Origin of the sequence: Microbacterium sp. USHLN186, from assembly GCF_037145155.1 — a bacterium.
In the GTDB taxonomy this organism is placed as follows: domain Bacteria; phylum Actinomycetota; class Actinomycetes; order Actinomycetales; family Microbacteriaceae; genus Microbacterium.
The window spans coordinates 112,901-133,402 of the sequence record NZ_JBBCYA010000005.1; the positions used below are offsets into that span (position 1 = coordinate 112,901).

The 20,502-nt window shown below is 71.4% G+C and carries 15 protein-coding genes and 1 other RNA gene; 13 read left to right on the top strand and 3 right to left on the bottom strand.

What is annotated here, in order from left to right; translation table 11 throughout:
• Nucleotides 1-93: 93 nt before the first annotated feature.
• Complete coding sequence (gene trhO / locus WFG93_RS11205) at nt 94-1,062, top strand: oxygen-dependent tRNA uridine(34) hydroxylase TrhO (RefSeq protein WP_336646424.1); 969 nt, start codon at nt 94-96, stop codon at nt 1,060-1,062.
• Here trhO and WFG93_RS11210 read toward each other — a convergent pair.
• Genes WFG93_RS11210 through WFG93_RS11220 form a run of 3 tightly spaced genes read right to left on the bottom strand, consistent with a single transcriptional unit; the run spans nt 1,001 to nt 5,390 of the window.
• Complete coding sequence (locus tag WFG93_RS11210) at nt 1,001-3,193, bottom strand: transglutaminase family protein (RefSeq protein WP_336646425.1); 2,193 nt, start codon at nt 3,191-3,193, stop codon at nt 1,001-1,003. The genes trhO and WFG93_RS11210 overlap by 62 nt on opposite strands.
• Nucleotides 3,186-4,379, bottom strand: a complete 1,194-nt coding sequence (locus WFG93_RS11215) for a DUF58 domain-containing protein (protein ID WP_336646426.1) — start codon at nt 4,377-4,379, stop codon at nt 3,186-3,188. Before WFG93_RS11215 ends, WFG93_RS11210 begins: the two co-directional genes overlap by 8 nt.
• 6 nt (nt 4,380-4,385) lie before the next feature.
• Entirely contained in the window at nt 4,386-5,390 is a 1,005-nt protein-coding gene (locus WFG93_RS11220; protein ID WP_336646427.1) for an AAA family ATPase, read from the bottom strand.
• A 114-nt stretch (nt 5,391-5,504) separates the two neighbouring features.
• On the opposite strand from WFG93_RS11220, the gene ffs reads away from it, so the two are divergent.
• The 12 genes from ffs (at nt 5,505) to WFG93_RS11280 (ending at nt 20,400) form a co-directional block, all read left to right on the top strand.
• Nucleotides 5,505-5,600, top strand: an RNA gene (ffs, locus tag WFG93_RS11225) — signal recognition particle sRNA small type.
• Between the two features lie 51 nt (nt 5,601-5,651).
• On the top strand, nt 5,652-6,257 hold the full coding sequence (locus tag WFG93_RS11230) for a rhomboid family intramembrane serine protease (protein ID WP_336646428.1): 606 nt from the start codon (nt 5,652-5,654) through the stop codon (nt 6,255-6,257).
• Nucleotides 6,254-6,871 carry a hypothetical protein gene (locus tag WFG93_RS11235; protein ID WP_336646429.1) on the top strand — a complete coding sequence of 206 codons (618 nt, stop codon included), beginning with the start codon at nt 6,254-6,256 and terminating at the stop codon, nt 6,869-6,871. Before WFG93_RS11230 ends, WFG93_RS11235 begins: the two co-directional genes overlap by 4 nt.
• A 41-nt stretch (nt 6,872-6,912) precedes the next feature.
• Nucleotides 6,913-9,018, top strand: a complete 2,106-nt coding sequence (gene pta, locus WFG93_RS11240; RefSeq protein ID WP_336646430.1) for a phosphate acetyltransferase — start codon at nt 6,913-6,915, stop codon at nt 9,016-9,018.
• Complete coding sequence (locus WFG93_RS11245) at nt 9,015-10,238, top strand: acetate/propionate family kinase (RefSeq protein ID WP_336646431.1); 1,224 nt, start codon at nt 9,015-9,017, stop codon at nt 10,236-10,238. Before pta ends, WFG93_RS11245 begins: the two co-directional genes overlap by 4 nt.
• A 133-nt stretch (nt 10,239-10,371) precedes the next feature.
• Nucleotides 10,372-11,115, top strand: a complete 744-nt coding sequence (locus WFG93_RS11250; protein ID WP_336646432.1) for a beta-phosphoglucomutase family hydrolase — start codon at nt 10,372-10,374, stop codon at nt 11,113-11,115.
• A gap of 78 nt (nt 11,116-11,193) precedes the next feature.
• On the top strand, nt 11,194-13,686 hold the full coding sequence (locus WFG93_RS11255) for a glycoside hydrolase family 65 protein (RefSeq protein ID WP_336646433.1): 2,493 nt from the start codon (nt 11,194-11,196) through the stop codon (nt 13,684-13,686).
• 54 nt (nt 13,687-13,740) lie between these two features.
• The gene (locus tag WFG93_RS11260) at nt 13,741-16,236 is read left to right on the top strand and encodes a DNA polymerase III subunit gamma and tau (protein ID WP_336646434.1); all 2,496 of its coding nucleotides are present in this window, start codon (nt 13,741-13,743) and stop codon (nt 16,234-16,236) included.
• Nucleotides 16,236-16,829 (top strand): recombination mediator RecR, encoded by a 594-nt coding sequence (recR, locus tag WFG93_RS11265; protein ID WP_071643765.1) that lies wholly within the window; start codon nt 16,236-16,238, stop codon nt 16,827-16,829. Before WFG93_RS11260 ends, recR begins: the two co-directional genes overlap by 1 nt.
• Complete coding sequence (locus tag WFG93_RS11270) at nt 16,826-17,734, top strand: DMT family transporter (protein ID WP_336646435.1); 909 nt, start codon at nt 16,826-16,828, stop codon at nt 17,732-17,734. Before recR ends, WFG93_RS11270 begins: the two co-directional genes overlap by 4 nt.
• A gap of 95 nt (nt 17,735-17,829) precedes the next feature.
• Nucleotides 17,830-19,116, top strand: a complete 1,287-nt coding sequence (locus WFG93_RS11275) for an aspartate kinase (protein ID WP_336646436.1) — start codon at nt 17,830-17,832, stop codon at nt 19,114-19,116.
• Nucleotides 19,117-19,326: 210 nt separating this feature from the next.
• Nucleotides 19,327-20,400 (top strand): aspartate-semialdehyde dehydrogenase, encoded by a 1,074-nt coding sequence (locus WFG93_RS11280; protein WP_336646437.1) that lies wholly within the window; start codon nt 19,327-19,329, stop codon nt 20,398-20,400.
• Nucleotides 20,401-20,502 lie beyond the last annotated feature (102 nt).

Here is a 20,502-nt window from a genome sequence, read left to right on the forward strand (position 1 = left end):
GCGCCGAAGGCCCCCACGACGTGGGGGCCTTCGGCGTGTGGGGAACGGTGCCCCTCCCAGACAGCCCCGTCGGGTGCGACGTAGAATCGCCTGGTGCCCACCGCCAAGATCGTGCTGTTCTACGCGTTCGCGCCGCTCGCCGATCCGCAGGCGATCCGGCTCTGGCAGCGCGACCTCGGTGAAGCGCTCAAGCTGCGCGGCCGGGTGCTCATCTCCGCGCAGGGCATCAACGGCACCCTGGGGGGCGACCTGCCCGCGGTGAAGAAGTGGGTGCGCCGGTTCCGCCAGCATCCGGCGTTCGCCGACGCCGACATCAAATGGAGCGAGGGCAGCGCCCTCGACGCGCGCGGGTACAGCACGGATTTCCCCAAGCTCAGTGTGAAGGTGCGCGACGAGATCGTCTCGTTCGGTGCCCCCGGGGAGCTTCGCGTCGACGCGGATGGCGTGGTGGGCGGAGGCGCTCGCCTCGACCCTGAGCAGGTGCACCGGCTGGTCGCCGATCGAGGGGACGAGGTCGTCTTCTTCGACGGCCGCAATGCGCTCGAGGCTGAGATCGGCCGATTCCGGGATGCCATCGTGCCGCCGACCGAGACCACCCGCGACTTCGTGCGGCTGCTCGACGACGGCGTCTACGACCATCTCAAGGACCGGCCGGTCGTGACGTACTGCACGGGCGGCATCCGCTGCGAGGTGCTCTCGAGCCTGATGGTCGCGCGCGGCTTCGGCGAGGTGTACCAGCTCGACGGCGGCATCGTGCGCTACGGCGAGAAGTACGGCGATGAGGGGCTGTGGCAGGGCTCGCTGTACGTGTTCGACCGCCGCGGCTCCGTCGCATTCAGCGACAGCCCCGCCGTGATCGGCACGTGCGCCGGATGCGGGGCGGCGACGAGCCGTACCGCGAACTGCCCGGACCCCTCGTGCCGGCGCCAATTCGTCGTCTGCGAGGCGTGCGAGAGTGTCCGCTGCCGGGATCACGGCGGCGCCGACGCGACCGCCCGGCCTACCGTCGGGGCAACAGCGAGCGCGGCACCAGTCGCGCCGTCAGCCGGCGCCGGCCGCTGACGCCCGCCTCCAGTCGCGCGAGCACCTGCTTCAGCGGCGCGCTCAGGTCATCGCCATCCGGCATCCGCTCGGCGTAGCTGCGCCGTTCGACGCCGTCCACGAGCATGTGCAGCGCGTCGGGGTCGGCGCCGCGGGCGTCGACGAGCACCCGGGCCCGCACTCTGGCGGTCTCCGCCTCGTGCATCGGCAGCCCGAGGTCGATGATCGTGTCGGTCAGCTCCTGCCAGGCGCTCAGCGCATCACCGTGCCGGGCGCGCTCGAGTCTGCGCATGCGGCGCACCGCGCGGACCACGGCCGGCAGCAGCAGCACGATCAGCGCTGCCGCTCCGCCCAGCACGACCGGCGTCGGGTCGAGCCGGCGCAGCGCCGCGCCGTTGCCGGTGTCCGCGCCCTCATCCCGGCGGTCCGGACCGGCGCCGGGCGACGACGAAGGTGCGGGACTGGCCGCCGATGACGGCTGCGGGGCCGTCGGCGCCTCGCCGCCGCCACCGGCTGCCGCCGAGGCGAACTCGGTGGGCGTGCCCAGCGTCGCGGTCGGCTCGAACGGCACCCATCCGATTCCGGAGAAGAAGACCTCGGGCCACGAGTGCAGCTGGTCGCTGGAGACGGAGTACACGCGGTCATCGCCACGCTTCTCGTCGGTGGCGGTGCCGGGAAGATAGCCCACCACGATGCGCACGGGCATGTCCAGCGTCTGAGCCATGAGAGCGAAGGCTCCGGCGAAATGGATGCAGTAGCCGCTGCGCACCTCGAGGAATTCCGCGACAGCGTCCGCACCGGTCCCGTCGAAGCCGTCCTCGACGGGAGCGTCCAGCGAGTACTCGAACTCCGAACGGAACCAGGTCTGCAGGGCGATGAGGCGGTCGTAGTCCGTGTCGGCCGCAGCCGTCACCTCGCGTGCCAGCTCGCCGATCACCGGGGGCAGGTCGACCGCGGGGGCGCTCACCAGCTCCGCACCGGCAGCGGGGGCCGAGCGGATCTGCTCGAGCGTGGGGGCGGGGACGGCCATCTGCACGGTGTAGTCGGCGCCGGCGGCGTCCTCGGTGGCGCTCAGCACCGTGCGGTTCAGCGGCATCGCCCGCCAGCCGCGACCGAGGCCGGTGATCCGCTCGGCGGCGTACGGCACCGGCAGGCGGTCGCTGGACACCCCGACGACGCGGATCGAGACCTCGTGCTCGATCGAGCCGATAGGATCGCGCCAGGGCCGGTCGCCGAATCCCTCGTCGACGGGTCGCTGCTCCGAGCGGTCCGGCCGCCAGATGTCGCCGTCGAAACGAGAGAGGGTGGCCAGACGCAGATACGGAGGGGCGCTCGCCGAGGTGACCAGCGTGAGCGCCTCGACCCCCTCCGGGCGACGCAGATCGTCGCCGAGGCGCAGGTTCGCGCTCACGGTCATCATCGGCCCGGTCCCTGGCAGGGCCGAGCTCAGCGGCAGCACGGGGGCGACCGCGAGGCTGAGCGCGATCGCCGCGGTGCCGATCACGCTCCCCATGAGAAGCGGCGAATGGCGCGGGCTGTCGCGGTCATGGCGTGCACCGAGGCGCAGGATGAGCAGGATCATCACCGCCTGCAGCAGGAACCACGCGAAGTTGACCGAGCCGAAGCTGAGCAGCATGGGCACCGCGCCCACGACCGAGGTGAACAGCACAGCCAGCATGATGAGCCGCTGGGCGAGGAGGTGATCGATGAGCACGGCGACCACGGCGAAGGCGAGGCCCATGGCCGTCGTCATCGACGCCGTCGCGGCGATCGGCGCGACGCCCTCGGAGATCTCCTCCAGTGCCCGCTGCAGGCGCAGACCGACCAGCTGCGCGGTGGCGGCAGTGGGGACCACCCCGAAGCGCGCGGTCTCGGCGGCCAGCAGCACCGTGCCGGTGACGGCGAGCACCAGCAGCTGCAGCAGCAGCGCGGTGAGCGAGCGAGCGCCGCTGCGCGCGCGCGCCGACAGCGCCCGCGCCACGGCGCCGGAGACGGCGGCGACCACCACCATGGCGCCGGCGACGAACGTCCACGCTCCCGGCAGGATCGCGCCCGTGTACGGCCACAGCGCGACGAGCGCGGCCGCGGCGGCGAGGATCGCGGCGCCGCCGGGGCGAGGCGCGCGCGGTGGCGTCGGCGTGCGCTCAGCCATGGGTCATCCGCGCGCTGGGGATCGCTGCGGCCCATGCGTCGGCGAGGTCGCTGCCGGAGTCGAAGGCCGCGGTGTGCCACCCGTGCGCGGCCGCCGCGGCGAGAGCGCCTCGCGTCGCACCGGCGGCGAGGAGCATCGGTGCCGCCGCTCCTGCGGTGCTCAGCCGGTCGGCATCCGCATCGCTCAGCTGTCCGGTGATCACGACGAGCGGGCCCGGCGCCGCTGCCCCGACGACCGCACGCAGATCGCGTGCTTCTCCGCGCGGGGCGACGCTGGCCAGCGCCACCATCAACCCGTCCCGGTCGTCCTCGTGCCCGCGCAGCGCGCCGAGCAGCACGCCGGCGCTGTCGAGCACGTCGACGCTGTATCCGTCCTGCACGAATCGCAGGGCCGCCGACGCGCACAGCGACACGGCGGTCTCGAACAGGGCGTCCGGCGCTGCACCGGGCCCTTCCGCACGAGCCCACCGCGAGGCGGCGCGGTCGAGCACGACGACGGCGTCAGGTGACGCCTCCTCCTCCTCCTGGCGCACCATCAGATCGCCACGATGAGCCGTCGCGCGCCAGTGGATGCGGCGGCGGGAGTCGCCGGACGCATACGGACGCGGGATGAGGTTGTCGGCACCCTGCCCCAGCCGGGTCGAGCGGGTCTGGGCGGTGCCGCCGGCGGCCCCGACCTTCGTGGGCAGCGGTAGGAGGGCGAACACCTGCGGCACCACCGTGATCAGCCGGGTCTGGCCGAACGCCTGAGTGCGCTGCGCGAGCCCGAAGGGGTCCGCCGTGCGCAGCACGAGCGGCCCGAGAGTCGCGGTGCCCCGTCTCACGCCCTCGAGCTCGTAGTGCAGCATCCGGGTCTCGTCGGGGTACTCGCCGCTCGCGTCGCCATGCACTGCCTCGGGAAGGGTGTCGTACCAGCGGCCACGCGGGATGCCGGGCGCGTAGAGGTCGAAGCGCACACTCACCTTCGACGTCTCGCCGACGGCGAGCAGATCGGTCGAGATGTGCCGCGACACCTCGCCGCGCCGGCGCGGCACCCGCACGAACAGCAGGCTGAGCAGCGGCAGCACGCTCAGCAGCACGCCGATGTACAGCAGCGGTCGCGCTGCGAGTGCACTGCCGGCGATGCACAGCACGATGCCGCACAGCAGGCAGGCCACCCCCCGGGCGGTGAACGGACGGCTGCTCATGGGTGCTCAGACGCGCGCAGCGAACGGCACCGGCACCCGCGAGACGATCTGGCGCAGCGCCGCCTCGACCGGCTGCGCACCGGCGCGGTGCACGCCGCGCGCCGCCAGCAGCCGGTGCGCGAACACGGGGATCACGAGATCAGCGAGATCGTCGGGAACCACGTAGTCACGGCTGTCGAGAGCGGCCACCACCTTCGCCGCGCGCACGAGCTGCAATGTCGCGCGCGGGCTCGCGCCCAGATGCAGACTGGGGTCCTGGCGGGTGGCCTGCGCGAGCGCGACGGCGTACTCCTCGAGCGAGGGGGCGATGTGCACGCGACGCGCCCAGTCGATCAGCAGCCGCACGGTCGCCGCGTCGGTGACGGCGCCCACTCGCGACAGCGGGTTCGCACGGTCGCGCTGGCGCAGCATGAGGGTCTCGGCGGCCGCATCCGGGTAGCCCATCGAGATGCGCATCATGAAGCGGTCGCGCTGCGCCTCGGGCAGAGGGTAGGTGCCCTCCATCTCCAGTGGATTCTGCGTGGCGACCACGAGGAACGGCTCTGGCAGCAGGTGACTGGCGCCGTCGACGGTGACCTGGTGCTCCTCCATCGCCTCCAGCAGCGCGGACTGCGTCTTGGGCGAGGCGCGGTTGATCTCGTCGGCGATCACGATGTGCGCGAAGATCGCGCCCTGCTTGAACTCGAAGTCCCGGCGCACCGGGTCGTACACGGCGACGCCGGTGACATCTCCGGGCAGCAGGTCGGGGGTGAACTGGATGCGGCGCACGGTGGCGTCGACGCTGGCCGCCAGAGCTCTGGCGAGCATGGTCTTGCCGACGCCCGGCACATCCTCGATCAGCAGGTGCCCCTCCGCGAGCAGGCACACCAGTGCGCTGCGAACGGCGTCGGGCTTGCCGTCGATCACCGAGGACACCGAGGAGATGATGCGGGAGGTGTGCTGGGCGAACTGCTCGGCGGTGAGCGATCCGGGCGTGGGCGATTCAGCGGTGATCGACGGCGCGGTGTGCATGCGGACCCTCTCGTGCGCGACGGTGCGTCTGATGATCGTAACGCCGTTCGCCGGCCGGGGAGGCGGCCGGGATCGCCCGGTCCGGGTGCGGTGCTGCGTTCGGGTAGACTGGTCGACGGCTCTCCGCGTGACGGCATCCAGGCCAATCCCCCAGGACGGAAACGTAGCAAGGGCAACCGGGCTCTGTCGGGTGCGCGGAGAGTCTTCTCTCTTCCGGCCGACGCTCGGCCCGCTCACCGGATGCTCTGCGAGGATCGTGTCGTGAACGCCCCCGCCACGCGCCGCTCGTCGGCCGGCCCCTTCCTGGCGCCGGTACTGCTGCTGGCGCTCATGTGGGCCATCCATCTCGCCGACGCCCTGCTGCCCGGCTCGTTCACCGGGTGGGGACTGCGCTCGTGGGATCCCGCCAGTCTGCCGGGCCTCGTGCTCGGCCCGCTGCTGCACGCCAGCTGGATGCATCTGATCAGCAATACGCTGCCGCTGCTGGTGCTCGGCTGCCTGGTCGCCGTCGAGGGCGCCGGCCGGTTCTGGGCGGTCACCGCCGTGGTCGCGGTTGTCGGCGGGGCGGGAACCTGGCTGCTCAACGACCCTGGCACCCTCACCGTCGGGGCCTCGGTGCTCGTCTTCGGCTACTTCGGCTACATCGTGCTGCGTGTCTTCGCGCCGGGCCCGGGGGCGCATCGCATCGCCTACGCCGCTATCGCCCTCATCGTGCTCGTGCTGTACGGCACGACGGTGCTCACCGGCATCTTCGGCGCAGCGGCCGGGGTGTCGTGGCAGGCGCATCTGTTCGGCGCGGTCGGCGGCGGCATCGCCGCTCTCGCCGCGCGCCGTGGGCCGAGAGCCCCGCGCGAGATTCGCGCATGACCGCCGCCCGGCGGCGAGGGCGAGCCCGTCGGCGCGCGCGTCGCCGAGCCCTGCGGGTCGCCGCGATCACCGCAGCCGTCACGGTGGTGGCCTCCGGGCTGCTGGCCGTGCTGGCCCTCGTGACCGCACCCGCCCCGGAGGGCTACTGCCTGGACGAGCCGCAGACGTATCCCGCCTTCGGCGTGCAGGGGTGGCGTGGCGAGCAGCTCGAGAACGCCGCCGTCATCGTGCGCGCCGGGCGCGATCTGGGCTTCGCCCGCGACGGGCAGATCCTCGCCGTGATGGCGGCGATGGGCGAGAGCTCGCTGCGCAACATCGACTACGGCGACTGGGAGACGTCCCGCGTCTCGAACCCGGACGGCAGCCGCACTACGAGCATCGGATTGTTCCAGCAGCAGGAGTGGTGGGGCAGCTCGGCCGAGCGGATGGACCCGGCAACGGCCGCGACGATGTTCTTCCGTCGCCTGCAGCGCGTGCCCGACTGGCAGAGCCTCGAGCCCTCGCACGCCATCAACCGGGTGCAGATCAATGCCGATCGCGAGCACTACGCGCGCTTCGCCGATGACGCGGCGGCGGTCGTCGATGCCCTCTCGGGGTCCTGCTCCGGCGGATGATGCTGCGGCGCCCGCGGAACCGACATCAGTAGGCTGAGGGGGTGGCACGGAGCATCTACATCACGTCGGCCGAGGGGCACACCGGCAAGTCCACGATCGCGCTCGGCGTGCTCGACGCGCTGATGCGCGTGTCACCGCGCGTCGGGGTGTTCCGGCCCATCACCCGCTCGCGCGACGAGCGCGACACCGTGCTGGAGCTGCTCCTGGCGCACGACGGGGTGCAGCTCGACTACGCGGACTGCATCGGAGTCACGTACGACGATGTGCGCCGCGACCCGGAGGCCGCGCTCGGCGAGATCGTCGAGCGCTTCAAAGCCGTCGAGGGCCAGTGCGATGCCGTGATCGTCGTCGGCAGCGACTACACCGACGTGGCAGGTCCCGCCGAGCTGGGCTACAACGCGCGCATCGCGGCGAATCTCGGCGTGCCGGTGCTGCTGGTGCTGTCTGGTCGCGACAGCCAGAACCAGGCCGAGCAGCTGGGCACGACCACGCCCCGCACCCCCGCGCAGGTGCAGCAGATCGCGTCGCTCGCGATGGCGCAGCTCGCCGCGGAGCGTGCGGAGCTGTTCGCGGTGATCGTCAACCGCGCGGAGGCCGACGCGCTCGCCGAGATCATCGAACGCGTAGAGGACGGGCGCACCCCGGTGTGGGCGATCCCCGAGGAGCGCTCGCTGGTCGCCCCATCCATGCGCGGAATCCTGCGGGCGGTGGACGGGCGGCTGGTGCGCGGCGGGGAGCAGCTGCTCGACCGCGAGGCGTACAGCGTGGTCATCGCGGGCATGTCGATGGTCAACGTGCTGCCCCGGCTCACCGAAGGCGCCGTGGTCATCATCGCCGCCGACCGGACCGAGACCCTGCTGGCGACCGTGCTGGCGGCGGCATCCGGAACCTTCCCCGAGCTCGCCGGCATCGTGCTCAACGGCCCCTTCGAGCTGCCCGAGACGATCCTGCGGCTGATCGACGGGGTCGAGCTGCCCGTCCCGATCATCGCGACCGACCTCGGCACCTACGACACGGCGGTGCGGATCATGACCTCCCGGGGACGGATGACCGCCGAGTCGACGCAGCGCTATCAGACCGCGCTCGGGCTCTTCCAGCAGCACGTAGACATCTCGGAGCTGACGATCGAGATGGGGCTGGCCGAGTCGACGGTGATCACGCCGCTGATGTTCCAGTACGGTCTCATCGAGCGTGCGCGCAGCGAGCGCAAGCGGATCGTGCTGCCGGAGGGCGGCGACGATCGCATCCTGCGCGCGGCGTCGATCGTGCTCGCGCGCGGCATGGCCGATCTGACCATCCTCGGCGACGAGGCCGAGATCCGCGCGCGCGCCGCCGCCCTGCGCCTCGACCTCTCCGCCGCCCAGGTGCTCAGCCCGACCGACCCCGCGCTGGTGGAACGGTTCGCGGAGGAGTACGCGCGACTGCGCGCGCACAAGGGCGTCACGCTGCGTCAGGCGGCCGACACCATCACCGACGTGTCCTACTTCGGCACGATGATGGTGCACCTCGGCCTCGCCGACGGGATGGTCTCCGGCGCTGCGCACACCACCGCCCACACGATCCGTCCCTCGTTCGAGATCATCAAGACCAGACCCGGCGTCGAGGTCGTCTCCAGCGTGTTCCTCATGGCTCTCGCGGATCGCGTGCTCGTCTACGGCGACTGCGCGGTGATCCCCGACCCGACCAGCGCGCAGCTGGCCGACATCGCCATCTCCTCTGCCGCGACCGCCCGCCGATTCGGAATCGAGCCGCGGGTGGCGATGCTGTCGTACTCGACGGGGGAGTCCGGGTCCGGAGCCGACGTCGAGAAGGTGCGCGCGGCGACCGCGCTGGTGCGCGAGCGGATGCCGTCGCTGCCGGTCGAGGGACCCATCCAGTACGACGCCGCCGCCGATGCGGCGGTCGCCAAGACGAAGCTGCCGGAGTCCGCCGTCGCCGGGCGGGCGACCGTCTTCGTGTTCCCGGACCTGAACACGGGCAACAACACGTACAAGGCCGTGCAGCGCTCGGCCGGGGCGATCGCGATCGGGCCGGTGCTGCAGGGGCTGAACCGTCCGATCAACGACCTCTCGCGCGGCGCGCTGGTGGACGACATCGTGAACACCGTCGCGATCACCGCGATCCAGGCACAGGGAGATCAGGCGTGAGCGTCGTCCTCGTCATCAACAGCGGCTCCTCGTCGCTGAAGTACAGCCTCATCGATCCGCAGCGTGAGACGGAGCTGGCGAGTGGCCTCATCGAGCGGATCGGTCAGGCGACCGGAATCGCCGGTCACGTCGTGCGCACGCTCGTCGAGCCGGGCCAGCCGGCCCCCGCCCTGCTCGACGTGCGCCACTCCGAGGAGCGGCCCATCGCCGACCACGACCAGGCCTTCGCCGTCATGCTCGAGCAGTTCGCCGCGCACGGACCGAGCCTCGATGAGAATCCTCCCGTGGCGGTCGGCCACCGCGTGGTGCACGGCGGCGCGCGATTCTTCGAGCCCACTGTGATCACCCCTCTGGTGGAGATCAACATCGAGGACCTCAGTGTGCTCGCGCCGCTGCACAATCCCGCGAACCTGGCCGGCATCCGCGCGGCCCGCGCGACCTTCCGCAACGTGCCGCACGTCGCGGTGTTCGACACCGCCTTCCATCAGACGCTCGCACCCGCGGCCTACACCTACGCGCTCGAGGCGCACACCGCACGCGAGCACCGCATCCGTCGCTACGGGTTCCACGGCACGAGCCACAAGTACGTCTCTGCGGCGGCAGCGGTGTTCCTGGACCGCGATCCGGCCGACCTGCGCCAGATCGTGCTGCACCTCGGCAACGGCGCGTCGATGACCGCCGTCGAGGGCGGCCGGTCGGTGGAGACCTCGATGGGATTCACACCGCTGGAGGGACTCGTGATGGGCACGCGGACCGGCGACATCGATCCTGCCGCGGTGTTCCACCTCGCCCGGCGTGCGGGGCTGGACACCGACGCCCTGGACGACCTGCTCAACAAGCGCAGCGGTCTGCTGGGCCTGGCCGGGCACAGCGACATGCGCGACATACTCGCCGGTCGGGCGACGGGCGACGAGCCGGCCACGCTGGCCTACGACGTGTACATCCACCGCCTGCGGGCCTATCTCGGCGCCTACATCGTGCAGCTGGGCGGGGCGGATGTCATCGTGTTCACCGCGGGTGTCGGCGAGAACGCGGCCGACGTCCGCGCGGACGCGCTCGCCACCCTGGGATTCCTCGGCGTGCGGGTGGACCACGAGCGCAACGCGGCGCGGGGGCGCGGCATCCGGCGCATCTCCGCGGACGACTCCACGATCGAGGTGCTCGTGGTGCCCACCGACGAGGAGCTCGAGATCGCGCGCCAGACCCTGTCGGTCATCTGAGGATCGCATCGCACGCGCGTCGGCCTCACTAGGCTGGTATGCGCCCGCCCGGCCGCGCAGGCAGGACTCCCAACGCACTGCCCGCAAGACTCCGGCACGCCCGATTCCGTCCACCCCTGACTCTGGAGATCCCGTGACACAAGCGCTTCCCGACCTGCATCGCGCCGCCGGGGTGCTCTTCGACCTCGACGGCGTGCTCACCCCGACCGCCGAGGTGCACATGCGCGCCTGGCAGAAGGTGTTCGACGAGGTCTTCGCCAAGTGGGGCATCGAGACGCCGTACACCGACGCCGACTACTTCGCCTACGTCGACGGCAAGAAGCGCTATGACGGCGTCGCGAGCCTGCTGCGCAGCCGCAACGTCGAGATCCCGTGGGGCCAGGTCGATGACTCACCCGAGGCAGAGACGATCTGCGGCGTCGGCAACCGCAAGAACGCGGCGTTCATCGCGGTGCTGCGCAGCGAGGGGATCGCCGCCTTCGACGGCTCGCGCGCGCTGCTGGAGAGCCTGCGCGACGCGGGCGTGCCGATGGGGGTCGTCTCGAGCTCGAAGAATGCGGGGGAGGTGCTCGACAGCGCCGGCATCCGCGACTTCTTCCGCGTCGTCGTCGACGGACTCGTCGCCGAACGCGACCATCTCGCCTCGAAGCCCGCTCCCGACATGTTCCTCGATGGCGCGCGGATGCTCGACGTCGACCCTGCTGCCGCCGTAGCGGTGGAGGATGCCGTCTCGGGCGTCGCCTCGGCGGCCGCCGCCGGGTACGGGGCCGTCGTCGGTGTGGACCGCGGGGCCGGCAGCGACGCGCTGCGCGAGGCCGGCGCGACCTGTATCGTCGATGACCTCGCCCGTCTGCTGCCCGACGCCGACGGCCGCTGAACACCCGCCTGCACGCACCCTGAACCTGCCGCGCGCCCGACTCTGCCCGCGCGCCCACCCACCTCACCCGGAGAGAGCATGATCGACCGCGACCGCTACCCCGTCGACCCCTGGCGTCTGATCGAGGCGAGATACGACGAGGGCGGTGTGTCCGAGACCATCTTCGCGGTGGGCAACGGCTACCTGGGACTGCGCGGCAACCACATCGAGGGCCGTGGCGCACACGAGCACGGCACGTTCATCAACGGGCTGCACGAGACCTGGCCGATCCGTCACGCAGAGCAGGCGTACGGATTCGCAGAAGTCGGCCAGACGATCATCAACGCACCGGATGCGAAGGTGATGCGCGTCTACATCGACGACGAGCCGCTGTCGTTCGACGAGATGGAGGTGCACGAGTACTCCCGCAGCCTGGACATGCGCACCGGCGTGCTGGAGCGCAACGTGGTGTGGGTGACGCCGTCGGGCAAGCGCGTGCGGATGCGCGACGAGCGCATGGTGAGCTTCGACGAGCGTCATCTGGCCGTGCTGCGACTGGAGCTAACCGTCGAGAACGCGGACGCACCGGTGACCATCAGCTGCCAGCTGCTGAACCGGCAGGACGGTGCGGGCATCTACGCCGGCGACCCGATGGTGTCGCGCACCACGGGTGCCGCCGGATTCGATCCGCGTAAGGCCGAGAAGATCAGCGAGCGCGTGCTGCTGCCGGTGGAGTACTGGCAGGACGGCCTGCGCTCGGCGCTGTCGTACCGCGTGGCCGACTCCGGCATGACCGTGGCCGTGCTGGCCGATCACATCATCGAGACCGAGAACGACTACAGCGCCCGTTCGCTGGTCGAGCCCGACATCGCCAAGAACGTCTTCCGCGTGCAGGCCAAGGCGGGCGTACCCATTCGCATCAGCAAGATCGTCAGTTACCACACGTCCCGTGGCGTGCCGCCGCGCGAACTGGTCGACCGCTGCCGCCGCTCGCTGGACCGGGTCGGCGTGGAGGGCGTGGATGCGCTGTTCGAGGGACAGCGCGAATGGCTGCGCGCATTCTGGGACCGCTCCGACGTGCGCATCGCCGGTCATGACGACCTGCAGCAGGCGATCCGCTGGTGCCTGTTCCAGCTCGCTCAGGCCGCCGCCCGCGCGGACGGCAACGGCGTGCCCGCGAAGGGGCTGACCGGGTCGGGGTACAGCGGCCACTACTTCTGGGACACCGAGATCTACGTGCTGCCCTTCCTCACCTACACCTCGCCGCAATGGGCGAAGAACGCGCTGCGGGCCAGGGTGATGATGCTGCCGGCAGCGCGACGACGGGCCGCCCAGCTGAATGAGGCGGGCGCGCTGTTCCCCTGGCGCACCATCAACGGCGAGGAGGCGTCGGCGTACTACGCCGCCGGCACCGCGCAGTACCACATCAACGCCGACGTGAGCTTCGCCCTGGGCAAGTACGTCCTCGCGACCGGCGACCGGGATTTCCTGCGCCGGGAGGGGGCCGATATCGCCGTCGAAACGGCACGGCTGTGGGCCACGCTGGGATTCTGGCGCGGCACCAACGGGGACTCTACCTTCCACATCCACGGGGTGACCGGGCCGGACGAGTACACCACGGTCGTCAACGACAACCTGTTCACCAATGTCATGGCGCGCTACAACCTGCGCTTCGCCGCGCGCGTGGTCCAGGAGATGGCCGCGGACGATCCCCCGGCGTACGCGGCACTGGTCGACCGCACCGGACTGGATGCCGGCGAGCGCGAGGCGTGGATGCGCGCGGCCGAGGCCATCCACATCCCGTACAGCGATGCGCTGGGCATCCACCCGCAGGACGCCTTCTTCCTCGAGCGCGAGGTGTGGGACCTGGAGGGGACCCCGGCGAGCATGCGGCCGCTGCTGCTGCACTACCACCCGCTGGTCATCTACCGCTTCCAGGTGCTCAAGCAGGCCGATGTGGTGCTCGCTCTGTTCCTGCAGGGCAATCACTTCACCGACGAGGAGAAGCTCGCTGACTTCGACTACTACGACCCGCTGACCACGGGCGACTCCACGCTCTCGGCCGTGGTGCAGTCGATCATGGCGGCCGAGGTCGGCTACCAGGATCTCGCCAGGGAGTACTTCGAGCAGGGACTGTTCGTCGACCTCGGCGATCTGCACAGCAACGCCGCCGACGGCGTGCACGTCGCCTCCACCGGCGGCATCTGGACGGCTCTGGTGAGCGGTTTCGGGGGCATGCGCGACCACGACGGCGCGCTGAGCTTCGACCCGCGCCTGCCCGCCGACTGGCCCGAACTGACCTACCTGCTGCAGTGGCACGGCTCGCGTCTGCAGGTGACCGTCACCGCGGACGCCCTGCGCGTGGAGGTGCGCGAGGGGGAGCCGGTGATGTTCACGGTACGCGGCGCCGCGCAGCGGGCCTCGGTGGGGGAGGCGGCCATCGTGGCGCTCGCCGATCAGGGCCCGGTGCGACACGGACGGCCCACCCTGCGTCAGATCGAGGATGCGCGTCGCGACGACGGCACGCGCCTGTCGGCGTCCGTGCCGGTCACAAGCACGTCGATCCCCATCATCGAGGCGTACGAGGACTGATCCGGCGGCCGACGACGGCATCCGGATGTCGGCGGCACGCCGTAGGCTGGATGGGTGACGACAGCCCTCTACCGCCGCTATCGGCCCGAGTCGTTCGGGGAGATGATCGGCCAGTCCCAGGTGACCGATCCGCTCATGACCGCGCTGCGCGGAGACCGCGTCGGACACGCGTATCTGTTCTCCGGTCCCCGCGGGTGCGGCAAGACCACCTCGGCGCGCATCCTGGCGCGCTGCCTGAACTGCGCTGAAGGGCCGACCGACACCCCGTGCGGCGTCTGCCCGAGCTGCGTCGAGCTGTCGCGCTCGGGCGGCGGCTCTCTCGACGTGGTCGAGATCGACGCCGCCAGCCACAACGGCGTCGACGACGCCCGAGATCTGCGCGAGCGCGCCACCTTCGCGCCCAGCCGCGACCGGTACAAGATCTTCATCCTCGACGAGGCGCACATGGTCACCCCGCAGGGCTTCAACGCCCTGCTCAAGCTGGTCGAGGAACCGCCTGCGCACGTGAAGTTCATCTTCGCGACCACCGAGCCCGAGAAGGTGCTCGGCACGATCCGCTCGCGCACGCACCATTACCCGTTCCGGCTGGTGCCGCCGGCGGCGATGCTCGAGTACGTCGAGAAGCTGTGCGAGGAGGAGGGGGTGCAGGTCGAACAGGGCGTGCTGGCCCTCGTCGTGCGCGCCGGGGGCGGCTCGCCGCGCGACACCCTCTCGCTGCTGGACCAGCTGATCGCAGGGTCGGATGAGGGGAACGTGACCTACGAGCGCGCCGTGGCGCTGCTCGGCTACACCCATGCCGCGCTGCTCGACGAGATCGTTGCGGCGCTCGCGGCAGGCGACGCGGCTGCCGCCTTCCCCGCCGTCGATCGTGTGGTGCAGACCGGCCAGGACCCGCGCCGCTTCGTGGACGACCTGCTCGAGCGGCTGCGGGATCTCATCGTGATCGACGCCGTCGGCGAGGGAGCGTCGGCGGTGCTGCGCGGCATCCCCGCCGACGAGATGCAGCGGATGCGCGAGCAGGCGAGCGCGTTCGGTGCAGCCCGGCTCTCGCGCACCGCCGATCTGGTCAGCCAGGCCCTCGACGACATGACCGGGGCGACCTCCCCGCGCCTGCATCTCGAGCTCATGGTGGCGCGGGTGCTCGCCGCGGTGCAGACGGATGCCAACGGCGCGCCGGCGGCTGAGCCGCAGACCGCGCCGGGCCGTGCAGCTGAGCCGGCGACCGCGCCGGGCCGTGCAGCTGCGCCGGCGGCCGCGCCGGGCCGTGCAGCTGCGCCGGCGGCCGCGCCGGGCCGTGCAGCTGAGCCGGCGGCCGCGCCGAAGGAGGCGCCCACTGCGCCGGTGATAGCGGACCCGATCCGGGAACCGGCCTCGCGCGACGAATCCACCGCACGAGTGGAGCCCGCCGCACCGGCATCCGAATCCCCGACGACATCCGAATCCGCACCGGCTTCCGAGTCCGCGCCCGCGTCGGAATCAGCGCCGGTCGCGTCCGCCCCGGCACAGTCGGGTGCGCCGAGCGGTCCGGTGACCTTCGAGCGGCTCACGGCCGCCTGGCCGGCCGTGCTCAAGCGCCTCGAGACGGTCAGCCGAGCGGCGTGGCTGATGGTGACGGCCGTCCAGCCGCTCGCGTTCGACGAGACGGGCAGCGTGCTGACGCTGGGCTTCTCCAGTCCCGCCGACCTCTCCCGCTTCAAGGGCACCGTACCCGGCAGCGGCCCCTCCGACCATCTGCGCGGCGCCATCGAGCAGGAGCTCGGGGTCACGGTGAAGTACCGTCCCGCACCGCTGCCCTCCGGCGGGGGAGGCGCACCGCGGCCCTCGGAACCTGCGGCGCCCGCCGGGCAGAGCGCAGCCGGGCAGAGCGCCGGGCCCAACGGACAGACCACGGGCAGCGCCCAGGGCGATGACGCGCCGGCTGCCGGATGGGCCAATCCGATGAGCGGTCCCCAGTCGCTCGACACCGCTTCGGGCCGGTCCGCCGGCGAGGCGTCCGCGCACTCGGGCCGCCCGGCGTCGGCCGCGGTCACCGAGTGGGCAGTCGCCCCGATTCCGATCTCTGCGCCCGACTCCGCCCCCGCATCTGCGCCCGACTCCGTCCCGGCATCCGCGGTGTCGACGCTGGTCGCCGAGCCGCCCGCTCCGCAGTTCCCCGTCGACGAGGAGCCGGCGGAGCTCGAGGCGGCAGCATCCGCTCCCGTCGCTCCCCGTGACGGCGAGATCGATGCAGCGCCGTACGACGATCACCCACCGTACCACGACGAGCCGCCCTACGACCCGGAGTACGACGAGCCGCGCGGCGCCGGCGGCGCACCCGCGCCCACCCGCCCTACGGCACCACACGCCGCGCCGTCCACATCCGAGGTCGTCGCGCCCCTGCCCAGCGCGGCCGAGCCGACCGGCCCCGCCGCCATGGCGACCCCGCCGGCCGCTGCCGCCCGCCCCGCCTCGGACGGCGTGGAGCGACGCGGGGAAGCCGTGATCCGCCAGGTGCTCGGCGCGAAGTTCCTTCGCGAGGAGCCCTACCAGCCCCCGACGAGGTTCAACTGATGTACGACGGCATCGTCCAGGAGCTGATCGATGAGTTCGGCCGGCTGCCCGGGATCGGCCCGAAGTCCGCACAGCGCATCGCGTTCCACATCCTGCAGACGCCCTCCTTCGATGTGGCGCGCCTGTCGGAGCTGCTCACCGAGGTGCGCGCACGGGTGCGCTTCTGCGAGGTGTGCGGGAACGTCTCCGAGCAGGACCGCTGCGCGATCTGCCGCGACCCGCGCCGCAACCCCGAGCTGATCTGCGTGGTCGAGGATGCCAAGGACGTCGCCGCGATCGAGCGCACCCGCGAGTTCCGAGGGCTGTACCACGTGCTCGGCGGGGCGATCAGCCCGATCGCCGGGGTGGGCCCCGACGATCTGCGCATCGCGCAGCTGATGACCAGGCTGGCCGACGGCACCGTGCAGGAGGTCATCCTCGCCACCAACCCCAATCTCGAAGGCGAGGCGACCGCCAGCTACCTCAGCCGACTGCTCACCAGCATGTCGATCACCGTCTCGCGGCTGGCATCCGGCCTTCCCGTCGGCGGCGACCTGGAGTACGCCGATGAGGTGACACTGGGGCGGGCATTCGAGGGACGCCGGCGCCTGTGAGCGCCGCCCACACGGGATTCACGCGCCGCGGCTGGATCCTGTTCGCCGTCATGGCGTTCGTCTGGGGCATCACCTACCTGCTGATCAAGGAGGCCGTGCACTCGTACTCCCCGCCGGCGGTGGTCGCCGGGCGCACCCTGCTGGGCGGACTGGTGCTGCTGCCGTTCGCGCTGCGCAGCGGCGCTCTGCGCGCGGCGTGGCGGCACTGGCCGTGGGTGCTGGCCTTCGGTCTGGTCGAGATGGCGGGACCGTTCCTGCTGCTCAGCCACGCCGAGACGCAGCTGCCCTCCGGCCTGACCGGGCTGCTCGTGTCGACGGTGCCGCTGTTCGCGGTCATCATCGCCCTGCTGCGCGGCGACCGCTCCGCGCTCGCCCCGGTGCGACTGGGCGGACTGCTGCTGGGCTTCGCCGGCGTGGCCGTCGTCGTCGCCGGTCCCGGGCTGTTCCCGCACGAGCCGGGCAGCGTCCTCGCGATCGGCGAGATCATGCTCACCGCCGTGCTGTACGCGATCGCGCCGTTCATCATCGCGCACAAGCTGCACGACGTGCCCTCCATCGGCACGATCACGCTCGCCCTGTTCGCGATCGGGATCGGATACCTGCCGCCGGCGCTGCTCACCCAGCACGACCCGCCCACGGTGCGCTCCACGGCGGCGCTGCTGCTGCTCGGCGTGGTGTGCACGGCGCTCGCCTTCGTCGCCTTCTTCGCCCTCATCCGGGAAGTCGGCCCGGTGCGTGCGCCGCTGTTCACCTACATCAACCCCATCGTCGCGATCGTGCTGGGCACCGTCCTGGTGGCCGAGCCGATGACACCGGGCCTGCTGATCGGGTTCCCGGTGGTGCTGGTCGGATGCTGGTTCGCCGCGACCGGCGGTCGCCTGCGCCCTCGCGCCGCTGAGCTCTGAGCGGCGCTCACCCGCACGTCACATACGGTGAACGGCATCCGGGCCGTCCGTACAATATCGGTGGGCGGATCCGCCCACCGTCCTCGGGAGTGATCGTGGCCCTGATCGTGCAGAAGTACGGCGGTTCGTCCGTCGCCGATGCGGAGAGCATCAAACGCGTCGCCAAGCGCATCGTCGACACGCGTCGCGCGGGGCACGACGTCGTGGTCGCGGTGAGCGCCATGGGCGACACCACCGACGAGCTGCTGGAGCTGGCGCACGAGGTCGCCCCGATCCCCGCCCCGCGCGAGCTCGACATGCTGCTCTCCAGCGGTGAGCGCATCTCGATGGCGCTGCTGGCGATGACCATCCACTCGATGGGCTTCGAGGCGCGCTCGTTCACCGGCAGTCAGGCCGGCATGATCACCGACTCCCACCACGGCAAGGCGCGCATCGTCGACGTCACCCCCGTTCGCGTGCGCGAGGCGCTCGACGAGGGCGCGATCGTCATCGTCGCCGGCTTCCAGGGGTTCAACCGCGACACCCGCGACATCACCACTCTGGGCCGTGGCGGCTCCGACACGACCGCCGTCGCCCTCGCGGCCGCGTTGAACGCCGACGTCTGCGAGATCTACAGCGACGTCGACGGCATCTTCACCGCCGACCCGCGCGTCATCCCGCTGGCGCGCAAGCTCGACCACGTCTCCAGCGAGGAGATGCTCGAACTCGCCGCCAACGGCGCCAAGGTGCTCTACATCCGCGCCGTCGAGTACGCCCGCCGTCACGGCGTGCTCATCCACGCCCGGTCGACGTTCTCGTCGGCCGAGGGCACGTACGTTCTCGGCGAGGGCATGAAGAACCCCCGCGCCACCGAGGGAGAAGCCATGGAAGAACCCATCGTCGCCGGCGTCGCCACCGACCTCAGCCAGGCCAAGATCACCGTCGCCGGCGTGCCCGATGTGCCGGGCAAGGCCGCGGAGATCTTCAAGATCGTGTCCAAGTCGGGCGCGAACGTCGACATGATCGTGCAGAACGTGTCGGCGGCTTCGACCGGACGCACCGACATCTCCTTCACCGTGCCCAAGGCCGACGCCGCCGCGACCATCAAGGCGCTCGCCGCCGAGCAGTCCGAAGTGGGCTTCGAGAACCTGCTGCACGACGACCAGATCGGCAAGCTGTCGGTGGTCGGCGCGGGCATGCGCACCCACTCGGGCGTCTCGGCCATCCTGTTCGAGGCGCTCAGCGAGGGCGGCATCAACATCGAGATGATCTCCACCTCCGAGATCCGCATCTCGGTCGTGCTGCGTGACACCGACATCGCCGAAGCCGCCCGCACCGTGCACAGCGCCTACGGCCTCGACAGCGAGATCGAAGCCGTCGTCCACGCCGGCACCGGTCGCTGAGCACCGGTCGGTGAGCACCGGTCGGTGAGCACCGGTCGCTGAGCCCGGTCGGCCACGCGGTCGTGACCCGCGCGACATCCGGCGGTGAAACGACGCGACCAGGACCGGCGGCCAGCCGGTAGACTCACCGCAACCCTGACATCGGCGCCAGGCGCAGCATCCGCACCCTGGGGCTGAGCCTGGCGCACCGCCTTCACGCCAAGGACCCTCATGACCCGTATCTCCGATTCAGGATTCTCGATCGCCATCGTCGGCGCCACCGGACAGGTCGGCACCGTCATGCGCGGCATCCTCGCCGAGCGTGCGTTCCCGGTGCGCGAGCTGCGCCTGTTCGCATCGGCCCGCTCGGCGGGCACGACCATCGAGTTCCAGGGCGTGGAAGTCGTCGTCGAAGACGTCGAGACCGCTGATCCGGCCGGCATCGAGATCGCGCTGTTCTCGGCCGGCGCCACCGCCAGCCGCGCCTACGCGCCGCGCTTCGCCGCGGCCGGTGCGGTGGTCGTGGACAACTCCAGCGCGTGGCGCACCGACCCCGAGGTGCCGCTGGTGGTCAGTGAGGTCAATCCGGATGCCATGGACGAGCGTCCCCGCGGCATCATCGCCAACCCGAACTGCACCACCATGGCGGCGATGCCCGTGCTCAAGGCGCTGCACGACGAGGCGGGCCTCGAGCGGCTGATCGTGAGCACCTACCAGGCGGTCTCCGGCTCGGGCATCGCGGGGGCTGAGGAGCTGCTCGGACAGGTCGAGGCTGTGCTCGCGCAGGGTGACACGCTGCGCCTCGTCCACGACGGATCCGCGGTGGCGTTCCCCGACCCGGTCAAGTACGTCGCCCCGATCGCCTTCGATGTGATCCCCCTGGCCGGTGCCGTCGTCGATGACGGCGAGAACGAGACCGACGAGGAGAAGAAGCTGCGCAACGAGAGCCGCAAGATCCTCGGGCTGCCCGGGCTGCGCGTGGCCGGCACGTGCGTGCGCGTTCCGGTCTTCACCGGTCACTCGCTGTCGATCCACGCCGAGTTCGCGAACAACATCACCCCCGAGCGGGCTCGCGAGGTGCTGGCATCCGCTCCCGGCGTGGCTCTCGAAGAGGTGCCCACGCCGCTGCGCGCCGCGGGCGACGACCCGAGTTTCGTCGGCCGCATCCGGGCCGACCAGTCCGCACCCGAGGGCAGGGGACTGGTGCTCTTCATCAGCAACGACAACCTCCGCAAGGGCGCCGCGCTGAACGCCGTGCAGATCGCCGAGGAGCTGACCCGCCGGCTGACTCCGACGGCGGTCTGAACGCCGGGCCGCTGCCGCGCGGAGGCGCCGGCTGCGGCATCCGTCCGGTGCCCACCGCGGCATCCGCCAGGCGGAAATCCGCCGCCATCCGGACGACTAGAC

Coding starts and splice junctions, on each gene's coding strand:
- WFG93_RS11210 (WP_336646425.1), bottom strand. CDS start 3,193: ATGGCTGAGCGCACGCCGACGCCACCGCGCGCGCCTCGCCCCGGCGGC.
- WFG93_RS11215 (WP_336646426.1), bottom strand. CDS start 4,379: ATGAGCAGCCGTCCGTTCACCGCCCGGGGGGTGGCCTGCCTGCTGTGC.
- WFG93_RS11220 (WP_336646427.1), bottom strand. CDS start 5,390: ATGCACACCGCGCCGTCGATCACCGCTGAATCGCCCACGCCCGGATCG.
- WFG93_RS11235 (WP_336646429.1), top strand. CDS start 6,254: ATGACCGCCGCCCGGCGGCGAGGGCGAGCCCGTCGGCGCGCGCGTCGC.
- WFG93_RS11255 (WP_336646433.1), top strand. CDS start 11,194: ATGATCGACCGCGACCGCTACCCCGTCGACCCCTGGCGTCTGATCGAG.
- recR (WP_071643765.1), top strand. CDS start 16,236: ATGTACGACGGCATCGTCCAGGAGCTGATCGATGAGTTCGGCCGGCTG.
- WFG93_RS11280 (WP_336646437.1), top strand. CDS start 19,327: ATGACCCGTATCTCCGATTCAGGATTCTCGATCGCCATCGTCGGCGCC.